This is a genomic window from Ephemeroptericola cinctiostellae (assembly GCF_003339525.1).
GTDB lineage: Bacteria > Pseudomonadota > Gammaproteobacteria > Burkholderiales > Burkholderiaceae > Hydromonas > Hydromonas cinctiostellae.
On sequence record NZ_CP031124.1, the window covers coordinates 561,477 to 581,057 of the forward strand.

The following is a 19,581-nucleotide window of genomic DNA, read 5'->3' on the forward strand; positions in this document are numbered from 1 at the left end:
TCAGGAGCGCATGGCTGTCATGTTGAATGGCCAGGCATTGCGTGGGCTTTCACGCGCATTGCCACTTTGCGCATCATGGCGAGCATCATGACTTGTTCATGGGGTTCAAGCGCGTCTAAAATGGCCATACTGACTTGCCGAAAATTACTTTGTTCTTGACGATATACGGCTTGCCCTTGTGTGGTTAAAACAATGTTCACAACGCGGCGATCATCATATGAGCGTTCTCGTGTGACAAAGCCTTGCTGAACCAAGCGTTCAATCACCCCCGTGGTGTTGCTGACACTCAGTTTGGCATGATTTGCCAAATCTCGCATCTTGATCGATCGCGCCTCCCCCACCACCATAATGACGCGGCAATCACGTTTGCTCAAAGCAGCTTTTAGTGCCGCTTGGGCGGACTCTTCGGTCGTTTCTGAGGTCGAGTCGTCGCTGGGTGATGGAGGGGCATCAAACAGGTCAATTAAAGCATTGAGGTATCGGGTCAGTTGATCGGCCGCTTCATTTTTCATGGCAATTGATTCAATTATTGAACTATTTTCCATTGTTTTTTCACCTTTGTCAATGGGTTTAACTCAATTGGACTTTAAGCGCATGGCCACATCTTTGATTTCTCGCGGTGATGTGCGGCAACAGCCTCCGATTAAGCGTGCACCATGCTCAAACCAAGTTTGTGCTTGTGTGGCAAACTCACCATGCGTTGAGTGATCATGCCATGTTTTGTGCTCGGCATCATAGGTTTCACCTGAATTGGGGTAGACAATGATGGGTTTGTTTGTTTGTGTGGCAATGCGCTGAATGAGGGCGTCAATGTATTGAGGGGCGGTGCAGTTGATGCCAATGGCGATCACTGCGTCATGTGGGGCAACGGCTTGAATGACCGATTCAATCGTTTCACCATTGCTGATGTGCTCACGGTCTTTGGCGCTGAATGAGAACCACGCGTGAACATGTGGAAATTCATTTTTCAGCAGTTCAATCACAAGCAAAGCCTCTTCTGATGAGGGCAACGTTTCACAGCCCAACATCTCTGCACCGCCTTCAATCAATGCTTGAATGCGTGGGCGATAAAAATCGAACATCGTTTGTTTGTCCAGTGGATAGTCGCCGCGAAACTCGGAGCCGTCAGCCAGGTAGGCGCCGTATGGCCCCAGACTGGCGATCACCATTGGCTTTTGTCGATTCGTGCGCTCATCTTCTGTGAGTCCAGACCAAAATGCATCGCGTGCCTCTACGGCGATTTCAGAGGATTTCCGAATCAGTGCATAAGCGGTTTCGGCATCAAAACCGTGCGCCATGAAGCCTTGAATCGAGGATTGGTAGCTGGACGTGGTGATGCAATCTGCACCGGCTTCCAAGTAGGACAAGTGAATGTCTTTGACGATGTCTGGGTTGTCGATGAGGACTTTCGATGACCACAAAGCGTCATTTAAATCACAGCCTTTGCGCTCAAGTTCTGTACCCAATGCGCCATCGATGACGATGACGCGTTGATGTGTAAGGAGGTTTTGGATCGGGTTCATGTTGCTTGTTTCTCATTTCTATTGTGGTAAAGGGCGTAATAAGCCGCATAAGTGATGGCGATGAACGGTAAGCCGCAATACAGGGCAATTCGCTGCGCGGGGTCAAAGCCGATGCCAATCAAGGACAGGCCGCATAGAATAAAAGCAGCGATCGGCACGATGGGGTACAAAGGGGTTTGAAAATGCAAATCGGCGACATCATGGCCGTCGGCGATGTATTGTTTGCGAAAAAAATACTGTGATGCAGCGATGCCCATCCACACAGCCACGACGGCAAAACCAGAAATGGACACCAAAATCACATACACTTGATCGGCGGCCAGAACGCTGGAAAGCAATGCCAAAATGCCGCCCAACATGCTCACCAATAAGGCGTTGAACGGCACGCCGTGGGCATTGATTTTTGCAAAAATAGGATGAGCCATGCGTTCATTTGCCAGCGACCACAACATGCGCGAAGAGGCATACAGCCCCGAATTGGCGGCGGATAAAATTGCGGTTAAGATGACAAAGTTCATCAGGTCTGCGGCATAAGGCACCCCCACTTTTTCAAACACCGTGACAAAAGGACTTTCATTCACACCCGCTTCACTTGCGGGCAGTAAGCACGCCAAGACAAAGACCGTGCCGATAAAGAAAAACCCCAAACGCAGGACGGTGTTTTTGATGGCGCGAGGAATGGTGGTGTGTGGGTCAATGCTTTCACCCGCAGCCACACCAATCAACTCTGTGCCGGAGAAGGAAAAATTCACGGCCAACATCACCAGCAGCAAAGGTAAAATCCCGTTGGGCAGCAAACCGCCCGCGGTCAAATTGCTTAAATAGGGCGCTGGGGTGTGGTCTTTCATGGGCAAAAAGCCAAAAATAGCTGCACCACCAATGGCAATGAACAGCAGAATGGCGATGACTTTGATGCTGGAAAACCAAAATTCGGATTCGGCAAAAAAGCGGACGGACAGTGCATTTAATCCGAACACCAAAGCAATGAAGGCCACGCTAAATATCCAAACAGGAATGTCGGGGAACCAATGTTGAGCCACCAACCCCGCACCCGTGAATTCAGAACCTAAGGCCACTGTCCAAGTGAGCCAATACAGCCAAGCCATGGTGAACCCTGTGCCTGGACCGATGTAGCGTGTGGCGTAAGTATGAAATGAGCCTGTGACGGGCATGTGCACAGCCAGCTCACCCAAGCACAGCATGATTAAATACACCACAATGGCGCCCACGCAAAAAGACAATAAGGTGCCAAAGCCACCCGCTTGGCTGATCGTGAACCCTGTGCTGAGGAACAGGCCTGTGCCAATGACACCGCCCAACGACAGCATGAACAAATGCCGTGACGTCATTTTACGTTGCAGTTGATGGTTTTCTTTGTGAGTCATCTGAACCTTTTATTGTGTGATGTGAAGAGGAGAATTATAGTCGTTTTAACGGTTAATATGACATTGGAAATGTGTGATGCGTTTGTTTTGGGGGTAAAAAAGCCGCTCAATGCATGAGCGGCTTTTCATTTCAACGACTTGCAGCATTATTTTGCGCTGTTGTAAGTGATGCGACGGTTTTGGAAACGACCCGCATCTGTTTTATTGTCGCCCACAGGCTGGGTGTCGCCAAAGCCTTTGGTTTGCATGGCAGCAGCAGGGATGCCTGAGCCTGCAAACAAGGTTTTAACTGCATTGGCGCGCGCCTCAGACAATTTTTGGTTTGCTGCAGGGTTGCCTTGGTTGTCGGTGTGACCCGCCACTTCAATTTTGACGCCTGTGCTGGTGCATGCTTTAAGCGCAGGCACGGCTTTTTTCAGTTCGCCAATGTCAGCCGATGGGATGGCTGCGGATGCGCTGGCAAAATTGATGACGTACAAACCGAGTGCTTTTGACAAGGCATCTGCATCGCATTTCCCGCCTTCAAGGGCTTTCAAAGCCGCTTCGTATTTGCCTTTGGCATCTGTGGCCGCAGCCACTGGGTCAAATTTTTCAGCAGGCGCAGGTGCGGCTGGTGCTGGAGCGGGTGCCGCAGCCACTGGGGCTGGAGGTGGTGGCGGTGGTTTTGGCATGTCATCGCTTTTACCGCATGATTTAATCAAAAATGCGCCCAAGCCGATGGCCAACAAAGGCAAAAGCCATTTCCAAAAACCGCCTGATTTGTTGTTTGGCGTTGGGCTGCCAGAGGTCACAACTTGTTTGGCCACTTCTGCTGTACCGCTGGTCAATTTGTTGCCAATGCCGTCAAAGAATGAAGCCAAAGAGCCCCAACCAAGCCATTCCGCGATTTTAGCTGGCAACGATTTTTCGAGAATGGGCGCTTGGCTTGCCAAAAGTGATGAGAAACCTTGTTGAGACAGTTTGCCGCCAATGATTTGGTTTTTTAACAAACCAAAAATCGCTGGTGCAGCCAATGCCAATAAACCGCCCACACCTTTGGATTGACCTGGCAATTCAGCGATGTTTGCGACTTGTTCGCCCAAGCCCGACGCTTTCTCACCAAACAACATGCCCAAGAGTTTGCCGCCTTGTTCGCCCAAAGACGATACGCCAGCGGGTGTGCTCAACATGTTGGCAAAGTTGCTGCCAACGTTGGCATCAACGCCGTGGTCGTTGATGGCTTTAAACAAGCTGCTCGCGCCGCTCGGGGTGGATGCTTTGCTCAGCACGCCTGACAGCAGTGTGGGCAAAATAGCAGCAATGGCTTTGCCTGCCAATGAATCGTTCATACCGAACAATGATTCCGCTTTGGAGATCAGCACGGGTGCCAATGTTGATTTGGCGATGTCGAGTAAGTTGATAGACATGGTAATGCCCTTTTCAAAAATTAGGAAGGTGTTTGCTCTGGCCTCTGTGCGGATGTGGCACCCGACTGTGATGGGGTGCATCTGCGTTTGCTTGCATTCAATAACAATTGATGTTTGTATATCCATTAATTGAGGTTGTTTGCATTGCGCTGAATTTGCATTTGGTTTGATTAAACGAGTTAATCATATCGTATTTTTTTACACAATGTGCATGCGCGTTCGTTTTATTTTGTATTACTTTGTAATGCTTGGGGTGGGTGATGGGTTTGTGGGTCGAAAAAAATGAGCCCATGGTTTGGCTCATTTTTTATCTGTTATTCAGCGAAGGCCAAACAACAGAAGGGGTTTATATGTTTGGGTTAAACATTGAATAAGAAATTCAGCACATCCCCATCTTTAACCACATACTCTTTACCCTCAGCTCGCATTTTACCTGCCTCTTTGGCACCTGCTTCACCTTTGAAGGCGATGAAATCTTCAAAAGCAATGGTTTGTGCACGGATGAAGCCGCGCTCAAAATCGGTGTGGATCACACCAGCCGCTTGTGGGGCTGTGTCGCCCACATGAATCGTCCATGCGCGCACTTCTTTCACACCAGCAGTGAAGTAGGTTTGCAAGCCGAGCAAGCTGTAACCAGAGCGAATCACACGGTTTAAGCCCGGTTCATCCATGCCCATGTCTGCCAGAAACATTTGTTTTTCGTCGTCGTCGAGGCCACCAATTTCAGCTTCAATCGCAGCGCACACCGCGACCACGGGTGATTTTTCGGCGTCGGCATAAGCACGCACGGCATCGAGGTGTAGGTTGTTTTCAAAACCAGACTCCAGTACGTTGGCCACGTACATGGTGGGCTTGGCGGTGATGAAGCAATACGGTTTGATGAGGGCAAGCTCTTCTTTGTCGAGGTTGGCGTTGCGAATGGCTTTCGCTTCGTTCAAAATCGGCAGGATTTTTTCCAGTACGGCCACCAATTTGGCGGCATCTTTGTCGCCTGAGCGACCCAGTTTTTGTTGGCGGTGCAAGGCTTTTTCGGCGGTGCCCAAATCAGCGAGTGCCAATTCGGTGTTGATGACTTCGATGTCGGAAATGGGGTCAATTTTGCCCGCGACGTGGATCACGTTGTCATCATCAAAGCAGCGCACAACGTGTGCAATCGCGTCGGTCTCACGGATGTTGGCGAGGAATTGGTTGCCCAAACCTTCGCCCTTGGAGGCGCCTGCAACCAAACCCGCAATGTCGACGAACTCGACGGTGGCGGGTTGCATGCGTTGTGGATTAACGATTGCAGCCAGTGCGTCCATGCGTGGGTCTGGGACTTCAACCATGCCAACATTTGGCTCGATGGTGCAAAACGGATAGTTTTCCGCTGCGATGCCTGCTTTGGTCAAAGCATTGAATAGGGTTGATTTACCGACGTTGGGCAGGCCAACGATGCCGCATTTTAAAGTCATGGTGAGTCCAAAAATAACAATCAAAAAATAAATACAACGTGCTTGTGCACGAAAGGCATCATTATATCGCCAATTGCTCGGTCAGCCCTTGCTTTTCAAAGGTGAGGGTTGAAATGCAAAAAAACCGTTCAAAGGCATGATGCCGATGAACGGTTGATGTGGGAGATACAAGGGGTTGTTACATCATGCCGCCAGGGCCACCCATGCCCATGCCACGCCCACCATGATCGCCATGCTCGCCTTTGCCGCCTTTACCATCACCTTGGCCTTCTTGATGTTTTGCTTTTTCAGCATCCAATTTGGCCACCTGTTCAGGGGTTAAAACCGCGTTGACTTGACGCTCAATGGCTGCGCGCTCGGTGATGGCTTGCTCGCGTTGTTCAAACATTTTGAGGCGCAAGGCTTTGGCTTCAGCGCTGTCCATTGGGGTTTTGGCATCGCGCAAGGCTTGGGCTTGTGTGTGCAGCTCTTGCATTTGTTTAAACTGGGCTTCATGTGCGCTTTGGTTGGCGCTCATGATGGATTTGATTTGCGCTTTTTGCGTATCGGTTGCATCGACCAGTTTGAACAAGCGATCCATGCGATCGTCCATGTGTTGTTGCATTTCTGCCGCAGTGGGTGGTGTGCGGTCGTTGCCACCCATGAAGCCTTTGGCAAATACCGTGCCTGTGACCGCCAATGCCACTGCACTCAACATCAATGTTTTACTTAATTTTTTCATCTAAAGCTCCTTGTGTTTAATAAAAAATCCAACTTAAAAAAACACAGAGAAATAATTGTTTGGCTTCTCCAGTATTTTCTTAGCAGTGCTGGGGTGTTTTGCTTATCCCTGACTGCATGGTTCACACTTTATCAATCAAAAGTAAAGTTTCTTTGTCGGTTGTGTAAAGTTTTGTAAAGGCCCATGTGAATGGATTTTCTATGATAAACAGATGTGTTATCGTGTAAGCATATGATTTTAATGGGGTGAAATGATGGGCAATGCAGTGCTTTTAATTGAAGATGATGTGCGCTTGGGTGAGTTGTTGGTTGAATATTTGAGCGAGGCCGGTTTTTCTGTGCAACATGCGTTGACGGGTGCGCAAGGCTTGGCATCGATGCAAGCCACGCCAACGCCCGATGTGGTGGTGTTGGATTTGATGTTGCCTGATATGGATGGCTTGGATGTGTGTCGTCAACTGCGTGCGCGCTCTACGGTTCCGATTCTGATGCTCACAGCGCGCGGCGATGCGATGGATCGAGTGGTTGGGTTGGAGATGGGGGCGGACGATTATGTGCCCAAACCTTTTGAGCCACGTGAGTTGCTGGCGCGTTTGCGGGCGATTTTGCGGCGCGGTGCGCCGATTGCTTCTATTGTGCCCGCTAACGTGATGCAGTTTGGGCGTTTGTCGATTGATTTGGATGCGCGTCAGGTGCTGCTGGATGGTCAAGCCAAAGAGTTGACCAGTTATCAGTTTGATCTGTTGGTGGTGTTGGCGGAGCGAGCGGGGCGTGTGTTGTCACGCGAAGTGCTCATGGAGGCGTTGAAGCAGCAGAGCTTGGAGGCGTTTGATCGTTCAATTGATGTGCACATTTCACGTGTGCGCGCGGCGATTGAGGATGATGTGAAGCAGCCAAAGCGCATTTTAACCGTTCGTGGTGCGGGTTATGTGTTCGCCAGACAGCAACTTTAGGAGGGCAACAGATGCGACAGTTGTTCTTTAAAATTTATTTGGCGGTGCTGCTCAGTCTACTTGTGTTTGCTGTGGCATCGGCCGTGTTGTGGGGGCAGTTGCGCGCACAACGTGACGATGAATATCTTGGCCGCCAACAAGAGGTGGCGGCACAATTGATTCAAAACACCTTGCCCAGTGCGAGCAGCTCGGTGGCGGATCAGCAAATGGCCTTGGAGCGCATTGCACATGATTTAAATGTGAACATTGCCATTGATGATGCACAAGGCGAACGCATTGCCCGTGTGGGCGGGCGCTTGCCGCCATTTCACCCCAACGAGCCCGATGAGTTCTCAAATCGGCATGATAAAAACAATCGGTCCGCTTCACCCATCACGCGCATGCGGTTGAACGATGGGCGTGTGGTGACGGTGCGCTTGCTGCCGCCAGAAGATGATGGTTGGGCTAAATGGTGGGCCTTTGCGATTGGTTCCGTGGGGTTGTTGTTGGTTGTGGGTTTGGTGGCGTGGCCATTGTCTCGCCGTCTGACTCGCCGTTTGGAGGCGTTGCATCACAGCGTGACACAATGGGGTAAAGGTGATTTGTCGGCGCGCGCACATGTGGCTGGTCACGATGAGGTGAGCATGCTCGCCAGCAGCTTTAATCAAGCCGCAGGTCGAATTGAGCAGTTGATCCAAACCAATCACCTGTTGCTTGCCAATGCCTCTCATGAGTTGCGCACGCCATTGGCACGGATGCGCATGCAATTGGAGTTGTTGCACATTGATGAGGGCGATGAAAAGCAATGCAAGCGAAAGCTGGCCATCGTCAAAGAAATCGACGAGTTTGACCAAATGATTGACAGTATTTTGCTCGGCAGTCGATTGGATGCGCAAGAGCGGTTGGTGCATGTGGAGGCTGTGGACATGCTCGGTTTAGTGGCAGAAGAGTGCGCCCATTACGATGGGGTGAGTGTCGAAGGGGATGTGGGGGTGATGCAAGGTGATGCCCATTTGCTGCGCCGTTTGGTGCGCAATTTGGTGGAAAATGCCTTGCGTCATGGTCGTGCACCTGTGCACGTCCGCGTGGCCTTTAAAGACAGCGAGGTGTATTTGGATGTGGTGGATGGAGGTGATGGTTTTTCGGGCGTGGACAGTGAACGGATTTTTGAGCCCTTTTACCGAGGTCATGCCAAAAGCAACAGCAAAGGCGTGGGTTTGGGCTTGTCGCTGGTGTATAAAATTGTGCAGCACCATGGTGGCCACGTTGCCATCATGCCTACCGCCCAAGGTGGGCATGTGCAGGTGGTGTTGCCTTCAGTTCATGCTGCTTAAAAAATTGGCTGTGGCGGTTGTGATCAAGTCAAAGCCCGTGCGGCGTGCGCAATGGCATCGGTGGAGGGAGACGACCACGTTTCAGCAGCGGCATCCGCCACCCATTCGCGAATGTAGGGGTCAAACCATACGGTGTGCAGGTAGGCGGAGCAAACATCATCCAGCTCAACACCATATGAATTAAAGCGCATGACCACTGGGGCAAAAAAAGCATCGGCGGCACTCCATTTGCCAAATAACCAAGGGCCCAGGTGGCCGTAATTAAGGCGACAGTCGCGCCATATGGCACAGATGCGTGCGATGTCCGCAGCGCATGCGGTTGATGGGGTGAGTTTCACGCGCACAGAGCAATTCATTGGCATTTCTGTGCGCAATGCCATAAAGCCGCTGTGCATTTCAGCAGATACCGCTCGTGCATAGGCTCGCATGATGTGATCAGATGGCCAAACGCCAATGTTGCTCTCGTTCATGTATTCGGTGATGGCGGCAGTGTCCCACAGTGAAACCTCATGATTGATGAGCACGGGTACTTTGCCTGAAGGGGTGTATTGCAACAAAACGCTTCGTGTTTCTGGTTGTCCCAGCGGTACAACCACCTCATTGAAATGGGTGCCAATGGACTTGAGCAGCCACCAAGAGCGTAAAGACCATGACGAATAATTTTTATTACCGATGATGAGTTGCATGAGGTCTTCCTGTTGGGCGGATTTATTTTCGTTGCGATCTGTGTGGGGGCATGCCCTTGGGCTGTGCAGGCGCATTGTGTACACATCAAAATGTAAACGTTTTTTGTGTGTGCTGCAAGGGGTAAATGACGATGGGGCGTGTTTTATTGCGATGGTCACAAGGCGCACGCTTGAGGGGGGTTAATGGTGTGATGAATATAAAAAAATCTCAGTCAAAAGACTGAGATTTTCAATTTGGGGGGTACTTCACACTGAGCCATTAAGTTATTGATTTTAAACAAATTTAATCAACGCTCTTTCAATAGATGCCCCAATTTATGCCCCATAAGCACCTCACAACTACCGTTATACTTCATTAAACCACAACGAACTTTAATAGACTGGAGGATGTATGAAACAGAGAATCATTATAACAAATTTACTGCTCATTTGCGGGCTTACTTTATCAGGATGCACCTCTACATTTGAAAATGTAAGCAAAAGTAAAGACACGCAACTGCAATATGACAATGATAAATTTTATTGCGACAAACAATCAAAGTTATATATTAGCCGCCGTGAATATGGCGATACAGCGGAATTGGAAAAATATAGCTTTATTGATAGGTGCATGAAGGCGGCAGGATGGCGGAAGGTGTCTAAAACTAAGTAGTATAGTGCTAGGTAGTGGGCTTTTTGGGTATCACAACACAGGGAGATGAATAGTTATGCCAATGTTACCTATTGATAGCTCGACTGTTTCCACCTTGGCAGTTGTTTGTGCAGTGTTGGTTTTTGTATTTGCTTTTTCAAGTGGAATGAAACCAGCCGCCGCCCTACTTGTTGCGGTGGTTGTTGGTTTTGTACTCAAGGCAATAGGTTTTATTCCAATTGGGTTTATGGCAATTGCTATATGTTCGCTTGTTGTGGGTATATTTAAAAACTTTATGGGGGGAAATAGCAACCCGCCTCCACAAGGTGGTTTGCCTATGGCGATAAAGGAGCAAGGAAGTAAAGAGGAGCACACGCCAGTTTTAGACAATGACGTACACGATTTTTTGATTCAAGAATCAGGGGGTATGCAACTGACTAACTCAACAAGCACTGCTAACCCAATTCATACTGAGCCAAAAAAGCCATTACCTAAAACTAATACAAGTCTACATTTTGGTTTTTTAATTGGCTTGCTTGTAATAGTTGCTTTGGTTGTTTACTTGTTGGTTAAGCAGAATAATGAAAATTCAAGCAACTATCAACCCACCCGTTCAACCAATAGCCCAACTCCAATAAGTTCGCCCGTTGCTCCGACGGTTACAAACACCCCACAAGTACCAACCACCCCAATATCACAAGCAAATCAAGAAGCCATGTTGATGCAAAAGTGCGATACGTTTGCAGTTGAACACAGCCGTAAAAGCTATACACTCACGTCACAAGAGCACAAAGAAGATTACGATAAACTTTATAACTCGTGTTTAGCCGAAGATAGCAAGCCTACTGATTCATCAACTCCGCTAATCGTTAGAGATTATGAGTTGTTAAAGGCTTATCAAGCAATCAAAATTGACAATGACCATGCCCGTTATTTACTTACTGAAGTGTGGAATATGCTGCCAGAGCAGACTAAAAGTGCTGATGGTTTTTGGCTAAACGACCAACGCGCATGGGTCAAATCAAAACAAAAAGCATGTGGAAAAGTTGTGCAAGGCAAAGATGTTAGTGCCTTGACTAACGAACAATTAGTTGCCGAGGCTGTACTGTTGAAATGTGATACCGATGCAAATTTAGAGCGGGCTAAATTAGTTGGTCGAGTTTCGGGGGATACTTCACAAACAAACAATGCTCAGTAACCTTGCCACACGCGAAGCGCAAGTACTTTCTTTAAAAATTCACTAATTATTTTTAGTCTTGTTGCAAAAAGGAAAAAAGTAGTTACAAGTAGCGCAGGTTGTATCCGCCGAAGGCGGGGGCAAATTCCTGATATTCCATGTTCAATGTTCAATACCCCCTCCCCCATGCCCCTCAATTTCCAATTCTCCTAACTTCCCTCCTGACACCTTACCTTATTTACCTAACTACTACCATAAGAAAGTAGTTGTTTAGTTTCTCGTGCGTAGCACGTTTCCTGTGTTTTTGACTCTATGAAAAAATTTAAAAATTTAATACCCCCTACCTCCCAACTAGTGGATAGCTAGACTATACTAAACTACTATTGGCTAGTAACTAGATACTTGGCTAGTTAACTACTATAGTAACTAGGTAACTACTTTAGGAAAGTGGTAAGTAGGTAGGGAAAATGAAAATATGAGGGGGGAGGGGTACCCCCTATTGAACATGGAACTTAGAATAATGGGTATTTGCTCCCAAGAAACTATTACTTTTCCCCTCATACCTTTGCTTTAACTAGCCAGCCAAGTACCTAGCCATCCCACTAATTGGCTAACTGTACCTAGCTAACTGGCATTTTGTACCTAGCTGCTGGCTAATTGTTTGGGAATAGATACTTGTTGACGGCTTGCGGCTACTTCCACGCAGACCGACCACTGAAAATCCCATAGTTTTTCCCTACTAAACTATTATCTAGTCCCCGTTGAGTTGCCCTATTATTTGGTCCAGTGAGGTAAAGAGAAACCTAACTAACTAGGTGAAAGGACTAATATCTATCCCTGTAGTACGGGGGGCTAGGAACTTTTTGGTTGGCTGAGGTGTGCTATTCTATATAGCACCATCCTCAAATTTTTCAAGTTTTTTCATACACAAACATTAGTTATCAAGGTTTTGTATCGACGCTTTTCTAAACTCATACAACATTTTAAAAAATTGGCATGGCAAAGGAAATCTATAATGCCTTGACGCGACAAAAAGCAAAGGCCACAAATTTAATTTTACAACTGACAAGTCATCAAAAAAAGTTGTTGCCTTGCATTCATCAAAGACTTGATTTAAATATTCTTGATGAGTGGCTGTTACTTTAATATCTGATAATGTGAGACCATGACTTGATTCATTTGTATATAAATATTTCTCGGAGTCGTCATCAGGAAACCAAAGCTGAAAATTGCAATGTTCTAAAGAAGTTTCTTTAAACAAGGCAACGGTTCTAAACAACTCATCAAAATTCAATATGGCAGATAAAAGCGATATAGTTGGGTATAAAATACTGCCTTGCGTTATTTCAGCACGATACTCATCCGTGCTTAACTCTGGATAATCTATTAACTCGTAATACTCCTGAATATTACAAGGGTAGTGTCCATGCGTATTAAAGTTAAATTCGGCTAAATTTATTAACTCCATTAACCAATCTTTTATAAACTCATCATTGTTAGAATCTAGTGATAAAAACCAAACTGCAATACTAATGTCAATTGCTTGGTCATCCTTGTAAGGAAGCATTAAACTACGGTTATTAACAATCAAATGCTTTATTGCACTATTGATTCTAAAATACTCCTCCCTTAATAATTTTAAACTTTCCTCATCATCTGCATTGCTTGATTGTATTGAGTAAAAGCAAAAAACACCTAAAAGAGCTAAACGTCCCAACAAGTCAAACATTTTCAAATTTACATCTACCTTATTTGATGCACGGATTGCCACTGATAATGCATGCGATTTATCGACATAGGGTAATACTTTCCCTGCAATAAAATCGAAAGAAACTAAGTTATAGAGATGAAGTAACGAAGCCCAAACCGTCCAAACTACTTTTGCTTCTTTTGTTGTCTTTTGCAAAAATGGCTTTGCAATATTCCATGTTTGAAGAAGTGTAAGCTCGCTAGCTAAATATGATGCTTCAAGGTTATTAGCTTGTCGACTCCAAGAGTGTAAAATCCAAAGGCAAATATTTAACTGTCTAAGTGCTGTTATGGAATCTAACTCTCCACTATCTTTAGCTCGTGCCACTTGAAGAACTAAGTTTAAAAAAAACTTATAAGAGATTTCTGGCTCATCAACGAAAGCTAATGCTTTTCTTAACAAGCTCCTCCGTTCTTTTGGAAGAAGCTCCTCACGCAAAAAACTTGATATTATCAATGTAGAAAGTTTGTCCCCATTCCACTCTTCAAATGAAATACCATTTTTTGTATTTGCAGTCTCAAACTGAGTTACTGTAATTCTTAGTTGCTCCTGAATATCCCCACCAAAGCATAAGCAAATAATTTTAGGTTTATTTTGGTGCTCTTGGGGTAAATGTGATGGGATGTAAGTATCAATAATTTCATTGATTGATGGTCTAAGTGATTGTGCTGGGTCTCCATCCCAACTACTTCGAGTTAAGTCACCTGCTTTAATCGAAAACAGGTAAACCTTTTCTTCACCGCCGTCTAATGACCCGTATGCAGCAACATCAACGCCATACTGACGAGTTCCTCGCCTAGGCGTAGAGTAAACAGTTAATCCTAATGCGCTTAATAGGCCTGGAAGAATTGCATCTAACTCATTTCGCTCCTTTAATGATGCAAGGTATTCTTTGAGTATTAGCTTCATTCTGTTATCCCTTCAATACGAAATGTTTTTATAAAATAATCAAGATTGTGAGGCTCTAGTACATCAAGCCTTGGATATTCAACCGAAGCCTGAAAGGTGTGCATTGGGAAAACTTCTCGTTTAACCTCCCCGTTACCATAATGGATGTGACTTATTGTTTTATTGCTGTAAAGAATTAACTGGTGTCTAACAAGTTGTCTAAATATACTTTTCTCTTGCGCCTTTTTATAAACCGACTTCATTTTCATAGAATGATTTCTAGAATAAGTTTCTTTTTGAGATTGGGTGGGTTGAAGCTCTAATAATTTAAGCGATAGATTTAGGTCTTGTTCATAACTATCAAGCTTCTGCAATATGATGCGTAATTGATTTTGAACTATTTGACCTTGCTGTTCTAAAATACTTTCAACAAATTTTTTTTGGCTATTTGGAAAGTTCATAAACATGATGTTATATATGTAGAGTGAAGATATTTCTTCTATTACTTGCTCAGAAGCTTCATTCATCAGAGATATTAGTAAACTTGTTGCTGTTATTGGTCGCAACATTAGCCATCCCACAATTTTTCTTGTTAAAAAGATTTTTTCTTCATTTGACAACAAAGAGACTTGTGTCATATCAAGCTGAAAAGGTTCATCAACGTCATTACTGAAACTCAAAAATTCAATAGCTTTGAGTAGTTGAATTTTCTTTGAAAGAAGCCATTTAGTGATAATTTTATATAAAACACTGCTGTTTTCAACTTCAAACAGCTGACTTCTTGTCATTTCAAATTGTTCAATTGTGAGCGTTTTATTCAATAGAAGAAGGGTTTCAATTAAGGCTATTGCTTCATTTTCCATTTTATTTTTGAGCAGGTTATAAATACCAATATCTACGTTCTTAAGCGTTCCTAAGTTAGTTCCTTTTAATTTCTTCAAAGATTCTAAAAATACTGGCAATAGAGCGTTTGGTATTCTCTCAACATTAAACGCAAATATATTAGATGTTTGATGAATAGTCGAATCACCATTAAGCTTTAATGCAGCCTCTATTAACTCAGTTAGCTCATTGAATGGGCTATCTAGATTCAAAAAAATTCTAAAAGTACTAAATAATATCTTGGCGTTTATTTCATCACTGGCTAGCGATTGTTGAGCTTGAGTTAGCGCAAGTATGACCTTCTTTATTATCGTTATATCGTTATCGTATGTAATTTCTCCAAGGGCTATGATTGCCTGTGATTTAACCTTTACTTGGTCGGACAAAATTAGTTGAATGGCTTTATCTGACCACAATTGAATATCAAAACTTGCACCTGCAACAATTGAAGGAGAAACAAAGTACTCCCAATCTTCGATAGAGTTTAGTGCAACACATAAAGCCTCCTCTGAATACGATTGCTTTTGTGAACAGTATTTCATAAATGATTGGAAGACTGCCCCAGCAGTCATATCACCATCAGCAGATTTAAATAAAGCATCAACACATTCCATAACTTTAATAACGGGGTGTTCTATACTTGGCAATACCTTTTCAAAAATGTGTTTTGCTAAGTAAAAATTATTATTGTTGTTTGGAAAGGTTTTGAAAAACTCAACGACATCAATTATTTTAGAGTTATGTACTGTCGCAATAGCTACTACTAAATCATTTTCATTAGTAAAGTATTTTGAACGTACAAATTCAAAAAAATTATTATTTTTTATTTCTTCAGTTAATTCATCAAGTATGCTTTGCATGCCACCTCCAATAAGTTTTGATTTCTTAAGATAATTCTACGCCATACTTGATGATATGCTGAAAATTAAAGCAAGGGCACTTTGAATTTATTGGTTCTTACTAGTTTCCTAATTGATACGGAGGTTCGGGCTCTTCCTCCAACCAAAAGTAGTACCCTGCACCCCAGCGATACTCTTTGTTTTCTTCCCCTTCATACTTAATATGTTTTACTATCCACCATTTAACGTCAGGATAGTATTGTTTTAGTTTCTTTACTTCCCGTTTGGCTTTTCTGTGGACTGCTGCATAAATCTGTTTTGGTAAAAATGGAAATTTTTCTAAGTCTTCTAAACTGAGTAACTTATGTTTTTTTAGTTTGCCATAAGGGTCTTTCTCCCCTATAAGTATCCAATAGAACTCTGACCATACGTGTTTCATAATAATCTCTCCACTTTATGAGTTGTTAGATTTGGATGGCATTTTAGTAGTTGAGCTTAGAAATTTTTGATGCAATCCACTTGTCAATCTCACTTTCCAACCAACACACGCGCCGTTCAGTAATTGCCCTTTGCTTCGGGAACGTACCGTTTGTAATCATGTTATAAATAGTAGATTTGCCCAATCCTGTTCTGTGTTTAACTTCTTTCAAGTTTAAAAGTCGCTCCTTGAATGACTGTGTGTGTGGTGCTGTAGTTGATTCGGTGGTGATTTGGTTCATGATAGTTCTCCTTGATATTCGTTAAAAATAGTGTTGGTTAAATAATGTTGCTGTTGGTGAAATGACTTACTAAAAAGCAAAAAACCGCAAAATTTGCGGCTCTTCGTTGAGTTGTTAGTTACTGTGAATGTTTAGGCGACTTCTTTCCTTCGTCGCAGCCGTGCAGCCATAAAGTAGTCAGCCCAGTCTTGCATCATCTTTCGTCTTTCAGGTAAGTATTGAGCATGGTTATACGCGGCTCTAACTGCGTTACCCTCACCATGTGCTAACTGGCGTTCGATGTGGTCACGGTTATAACCTTGCTCGTTGAGGATGGTGCTTGCTGTTGCGCGGAAACCATGCCCCGTGGCTCGACTGTGATAACCCATGCGATACAGCGCAAATAGAATCGTATTCTCACTCATCATCTTGCGTGGGTTTTTAACGTTCGGAAATAGATGCTCACGATTGCCATTGATTACTTTAAGTTTCGCTATAACTTCCAAGGCTTGAGTAGACAACGGCACAATGTGCTCAACTTTCATTTTCATGCGTTCGGCAGGTACTCGCCACTCGTTTTTATCGAAGTTAAATTCGCTCCACTTTGCCCCACGTAACTCAATGGTGCGCACAAAGGTTAAAGCGAGTAACTTTGTGGCAAGTAGCGTAGTCGGTTCAAGGTCTGCACTGTTGGTTTCTAGCTTCTCGACAAATTCGGGTAAATCATCGTCGCGTAGGTATTTATAGTGCTGCACCTTTCTTGTTTGCAATGCGCCTTTCAAGTTGGCGGCTGGGTTTGCTTCACACAATCCTGTTTGAGCCGCAAACATAAATACTTGGTTGCACACTTGTAGAGTACGTTTGGCAATCTCTAATGCGTCCCTGTCTTCGACTTTACGAATGACTTGTAATAGTTCAGGAGTTGTTATCTCTGCAATTGGGCGATGCCCCAAACTGGGAAACAACTCATTTTCAAGGATTTTAAGTTGTCGCTTCGCTGTGTACGGTGTCCAGTTGGCTAACTTTGTATTGTGCCAATCCAAAGCCAAAGCCTTAAAGGTGTTGATTGCATTTTTAAATGCCAGTCGTTTGTTTTCTTGCTTCACTACGCTTGGGTCTTTACCCTCTTTAACTTGCAAGCGTGCCGCATCGCGTAACTCTCTTGCTTTGGCTAATGACACTTCAGGATAAACACCGAACGAAATACGCTTTTCAGTTTTTAAATAAGCGTATTTAAAACGCCAATATTTAGCACCACTTGGTAAGGGCATCACTTCTAAATAAAGCCCGCTGCCATCAAATTTTTTATATGGTTTATCAAGTGGTTTAAAAGTGTCGCACGCGCGAATCGTCAACATGTTTTTAGACATGACAATATCTCCTAACAGGAAGATTTAAAAGCTAAAGGGGGAGTTTTGTATTGAGGCATGGCGGCGAATTACATTTTGAAAGTGTTTCAAAATTCGCAATCAATGATGGAATTGTATCACAGAATCACGAAAAATACAAGAAGTATTTCTAATTCTAGCATCCTACAGCCGTAGCGACCACTAACTAGCTTCTCCCTATTAAAACTTTTAACTTTCCTCTTTTTTGCAAGTTACTAACTAACTTTGATGATACGAACACTCTACTTAAGTGGTCAATACAAGCACTCTACTTAAATGGTCAATATGGAACACTTTACTTAAATAGATTACATGTAGGTAGTAAGTAACTTACTTTGTGCTTTTGCACAGGTTTGAAATTGGCATTATGAAAGTCTGTTGATAAGCCAAAACGTGGATTATCAGGGTTAAAAACAATATGCCCCGAAAAATCATAATTCATACCCGAATTATGCCCCGTTTATTTTTGGCTTTCAATGTACTGTAATGGACTAATAAAAACCCCGCTAACAAGTAGCGGGGGCTTTATTGCATTGATGTAGAAATGAAATCTCTACCTTAATGGACTTCTTTACCCTTTCATGGAAGAAAGAATAAATGTGTGTGTGGTGCCGGGGGGGGGAATCGAACCCCCACTCCTTTCGGAACCGGATTTTGAGTCCGGCGCGTCTACCAATTCCACCACCCCGGCAACGAGAACGACATTATGCCAAATGGATTCATGTTTGGCAAGTGCTTTTTTAAATTTATTAAAAAATAATGGAAGTAATGATTAAAGCTTTGGCGTTTTGTGACGACCAATGTGAAGCCAATCCAGCCAAGATGGGGCTTTGAATCGAACCAAACGCCGATAAATCCAGATGTAGCTGATGATGAACAACACACAAAAGAACATGAGGATCCATGTGGTCTTAAAAAACAAGGTGGCGGGGATCACCGCCATCGAAGACAGCAGCCACAAATAGGGGCTGGTCATGGCATTGCGCCGTTCTACGGAAATATGCTGATAACCCAGCACCCAACGGATCATGCGGCGGTAAATGAGACTGTGCAGGTGCACCCCGTCGGGGACGCTGGCGGGTTTTCGTTTGAGGCGCCGACGGTAGATCGAGAACAAGGTCTCAATCAATGGGTACATGAAGAGCAAAACGGGGTACCACGGTGACACCGATAAATGCCGCCCAACCAAGACCACGGCAAGGTCAGCAACCAAAAAACCAATGAGGTATGCACCGCCATCACCTAGGAAAATATGCCCGGATGGGTAATTCCAGACAAAAAAGCCAATGATGGCGCCCAGCAGTGCCAATGAAAAAGACAGGACAAATGTGTCATTGACCATGAATGAGACATACACCAAAGAGGCCAACATGGTGCACACCACCACAGAAGACAGGCCATTAAAGCCGTCAATGATGTTGATGGAATTGGCTATGCCTGCGACGGAAAATGCAGTGAATAAAAAACTGATGACGGTGAAGCTGATCAGGTAATCCAGACCAGTGATGTCAAGGCGGTTGATGGTGGCGCCTGCGAGTAAGAGGCCTGATGCGATGGCAGCCAGTGCTGTAAAAATTAATCGGATCAAGGGGGACACACGTTTGGTTAAATCTTCGGCGATGCCCGCACCAAAGGCCAAGCTGCTGGCAAGTAAGAGGGACAATATATCATCCATCCTGTGGTGTTCTTTAAAAAAGGCGAGACCTAAAAATCCCAGTAAGCCGACAGCAATGCCAATGCCGCCGATGCGAGGGACGGGGGTTTCATGGAATTTTTGAGGGCCGTCCAACTCGTGGTCATGAGAGATGTGGGCGTGCACGTGATGGTAATGCACCAGCCATAAGGTGGTGAAAAACGAGCAAGCCAGTGCAATAAAAAAATAACTCATGTT

17 protein-coding genes and 1 tRNA gene are annotated in these 19,581 nt (G+C 44.8%); 4 read left to right on the top strand and 14 right to left on the bottom strand.

Annotation, left to right across the window (positions count from 1 at the left end):
- Nucleotides 1-17: 17 nt before the first annotated feature.
- From DTO96_RS02705 to DTO96_RS02730, 6 genes are all read right to left on the bottom strand, one after another.
- Nucleotides 18-512, bottom strand: a complete 495-nt coding sequence (locus DTO96_RS02705) for a MarR family winged helix-turn-helix transcriptional regulator (RefSeq protein ID WP_157964306.1) — start codon at nt 510-512, stop codon at nt 18-20.
- Nucleotides 513-575: 63 nt separating this feature from the next.
- A complete protein-coding gene (mmuM, locus tag DTO96_RS02710; protein WP_114562093.1) occupies nt 576-1,523 on the bottom strand; it encodes a homocysteine S-methyltransferase in 948 nt (315 codons plus the stop codon).
- Nucleotides 1,520-2,908 carry an amino acid permease gene (locus tag DTO96_RS02715; RefSeq protein WP_114562094.1) on the bottom strand — a complete coding sequence of 463 codons (1,389 nt, stop codon included), beginning with the start codon at nt 2,906-2,908 and terminating at the stop codon, nt 1,520-1,522. Before DTO96_RS02715 ends, mmuM begins: the two co-directional genes overlap by 4 nt.
- 146 nt (nt 2,909-3,054) lie before the next feature.
- Nucleotides 3,055-4,314, bottom strand: coding sequence for an OmpA family protein (locus DTO96_RS02720; RefSeq protein ID WP_192879010.1), 1,260 nt, complete (start codon nt 4,312-4,314; stop codon nt 3,055-3,057).
- Nucleotides 4,315-4,673: 359 nt separating this feature from the next.
- Nucleotides 4,674-5,765, bottom strand: coding sequence for a redox-regulated ATPase YchF (gene ychF / locus DTO96_RS02725; RefSeq protein ID WP_114562096.1), 1,092 nt, complete (start codon nt 5,763-5,765; stop codon nt 4,674-4,676).
- A 178-nt stretch (nt 5,766-5,943) separates the two neighbouring features.
- Complete coding sequence (locus tag DTO96_RS02730; protein WP_114562097.1) at nt 5,944-6,486, bottom strand: Spy/CpxP family protein refolding chaperone; 543 nt, start codon at nt 6,484-6,486, stop codon at nt 5,944-5,946.
- A gap of 253 nt (nt 6,487-6,739) precedes the next feature.
- On the opposite strand from DTO96_RS02730, the gene DTO96_RS02735 reads away from it, so the two are divergent.
- A complete protein-coding gene (locus DTO96_RS02735) occupies nt 6,740-7,438 on the top strand; it encodes a response regulator (RefSeq protein ID WP_114563894.1) in 699 nt (232 codons plus the stop codon).
- Between the two features lie 11 nt (nt 7,439-7,449).
- Nucleotides 7,450-8,751, top strand: coding sequence for a sensor histidine kinase (locus DTO96_RS02740; protein WP_114562098.1), 1,302 nt, complete (start codon nt 7,450-7,452; stop codon nt 8,749-8,751).
- A 23-nt stretch (nt 8,752-8,774) separates the two neighbouring features.
- Here the strand turns inward: DTO96_RS02740 and DTO96_RS02745 are convergent, their stop codons facing one another.
- The gene (locus tag DTO96_RS02745; RefSeq protein WP_114562099.1) at nt 8,775-9,437 is read right to left on the bottom strand and encodes a glutathione S-transferase family protein; all 663 of its coding nucleotides are present in this window, start codon (nt 9,435-9,437) and stop codon (nt 8,775-8,777) included.
- Nucleotides 9,438-9,828: 391 nt separating this feature from the next.
- On the opposite strand from DTO96_RS02745, the gene DTO96_RS02750 reads away from it, so the two are divergent.
- Both DTO96_RS02750 and DTO96_RS02755 read left to right on the top strand, forming a co-directional pair.
- Nucleotides 9,829-10,089, top strand: coding sequence for a hypothetical protein (locus tag DTO96_RS02750; RefSeq protein ID WP_114562100.1), 261 nt, complete (start codon nt 9,829-9,831; stop codon nt 10,087-10,089).
- 55 nt (nt 10,090-10,144) lie between these two features.
- Nucleotides 10,145-11,266, top strand: a complete 1,122-nt coding sequence (locus DTO96_RS02755) for a DUF1311 domain-containing protein (RefSeq protein ID WP_114562101.1) — start codon at nt 10,145-10,147, stop codon at nt 11,264-11,266.
- Nucleotides 11,267-12,179: 913 nt separating this feature from the next.
- Here the strand turns inward: DTO96_RS02755 and DTO96_RS02760 are convergent.
- The 7 genes from DTO96_RS02760 to DTO96_RS02790 form a co-directional block, all read right to left on the bottom strand.
- Complete coding sequence (locus tag DTO96_RS02760; protein ID WP_114562102.1) at nt 12,180-13,904, bottom strand: hypothetical protein; 1,725 nt, start codon at nt 13,902-13,904, stop codon at nt 12,180-12,182.
- A complete protein-coding gene (locus DTO96_RS02765) occupies nt 13,901-15,625 on the bottom strand; it encodes a hypothetical protein (RefSeq protein ID WP_114562103.1) in 1,725 nt (574 codons plus the stop codon). The genes DTO96_RS02760 and DTO96_RS02765 overlap by 4 nt, the downstream gene beginning before the upstream one ends.
- A 100-nt stretch (nt 15,626-15,725) precedes the next feature.
- Nucleotides 15,726-16,043 (bottom strand): hypothetical protein, encoded by a 318-nt coding sequence (locus DTO96_RS02770; protein ID WP_114562104.1) that lies wholly within the window; start codon nt 16,041-16,043, stop codon nt 15,726-15,728.
- 43 nt (nt 16,044-16,086) lie between these two features.
- A complete protein-coding gene (locus tag DTO96_RS02775) occupies nt 16,087-16,323 on the bottom strand; it encodes a helix-turn-helix transcriptional regulator (protein ID WP_114562105.1) in 237 nt (78 codons plus the stop codon).
- Nucleotides 16,324-16,454: 131 nt separating this feature from the next.
- On the bottom strand, nt 16,455-17,672 hold the full coding sequence (locus DTO96_RS02780) for a tyrosine-type recombinase/integrase (protein WP_114562106.1): 1,218 nt from the start codon (nt 17,670-17,672) through the stop codon (nt 16,455-16,457).
- A 624-nt stretch (nt 17,673-18,296) separates the two neighbouring features.
- Nucleotides 18,297-18,381, bottom strand: a tRNA-Leu gene (locus DTO96_RS02785).
- An 81-nt stretch (nt 18,382-18,462) separates the two neighbouring features.
- A complete protein-coding gene (locus DTO96_RS02790; protein ID WP_114562107.1) occupies nt 18,463-19,578 on the bottom strand; it encodes an MraY family glycosyltransferase in 1,116 nt (371 codons plus the stop codon).
- Between the last annotated feature and the right edge of the window lie 3 nt (nt 19,579-19,581).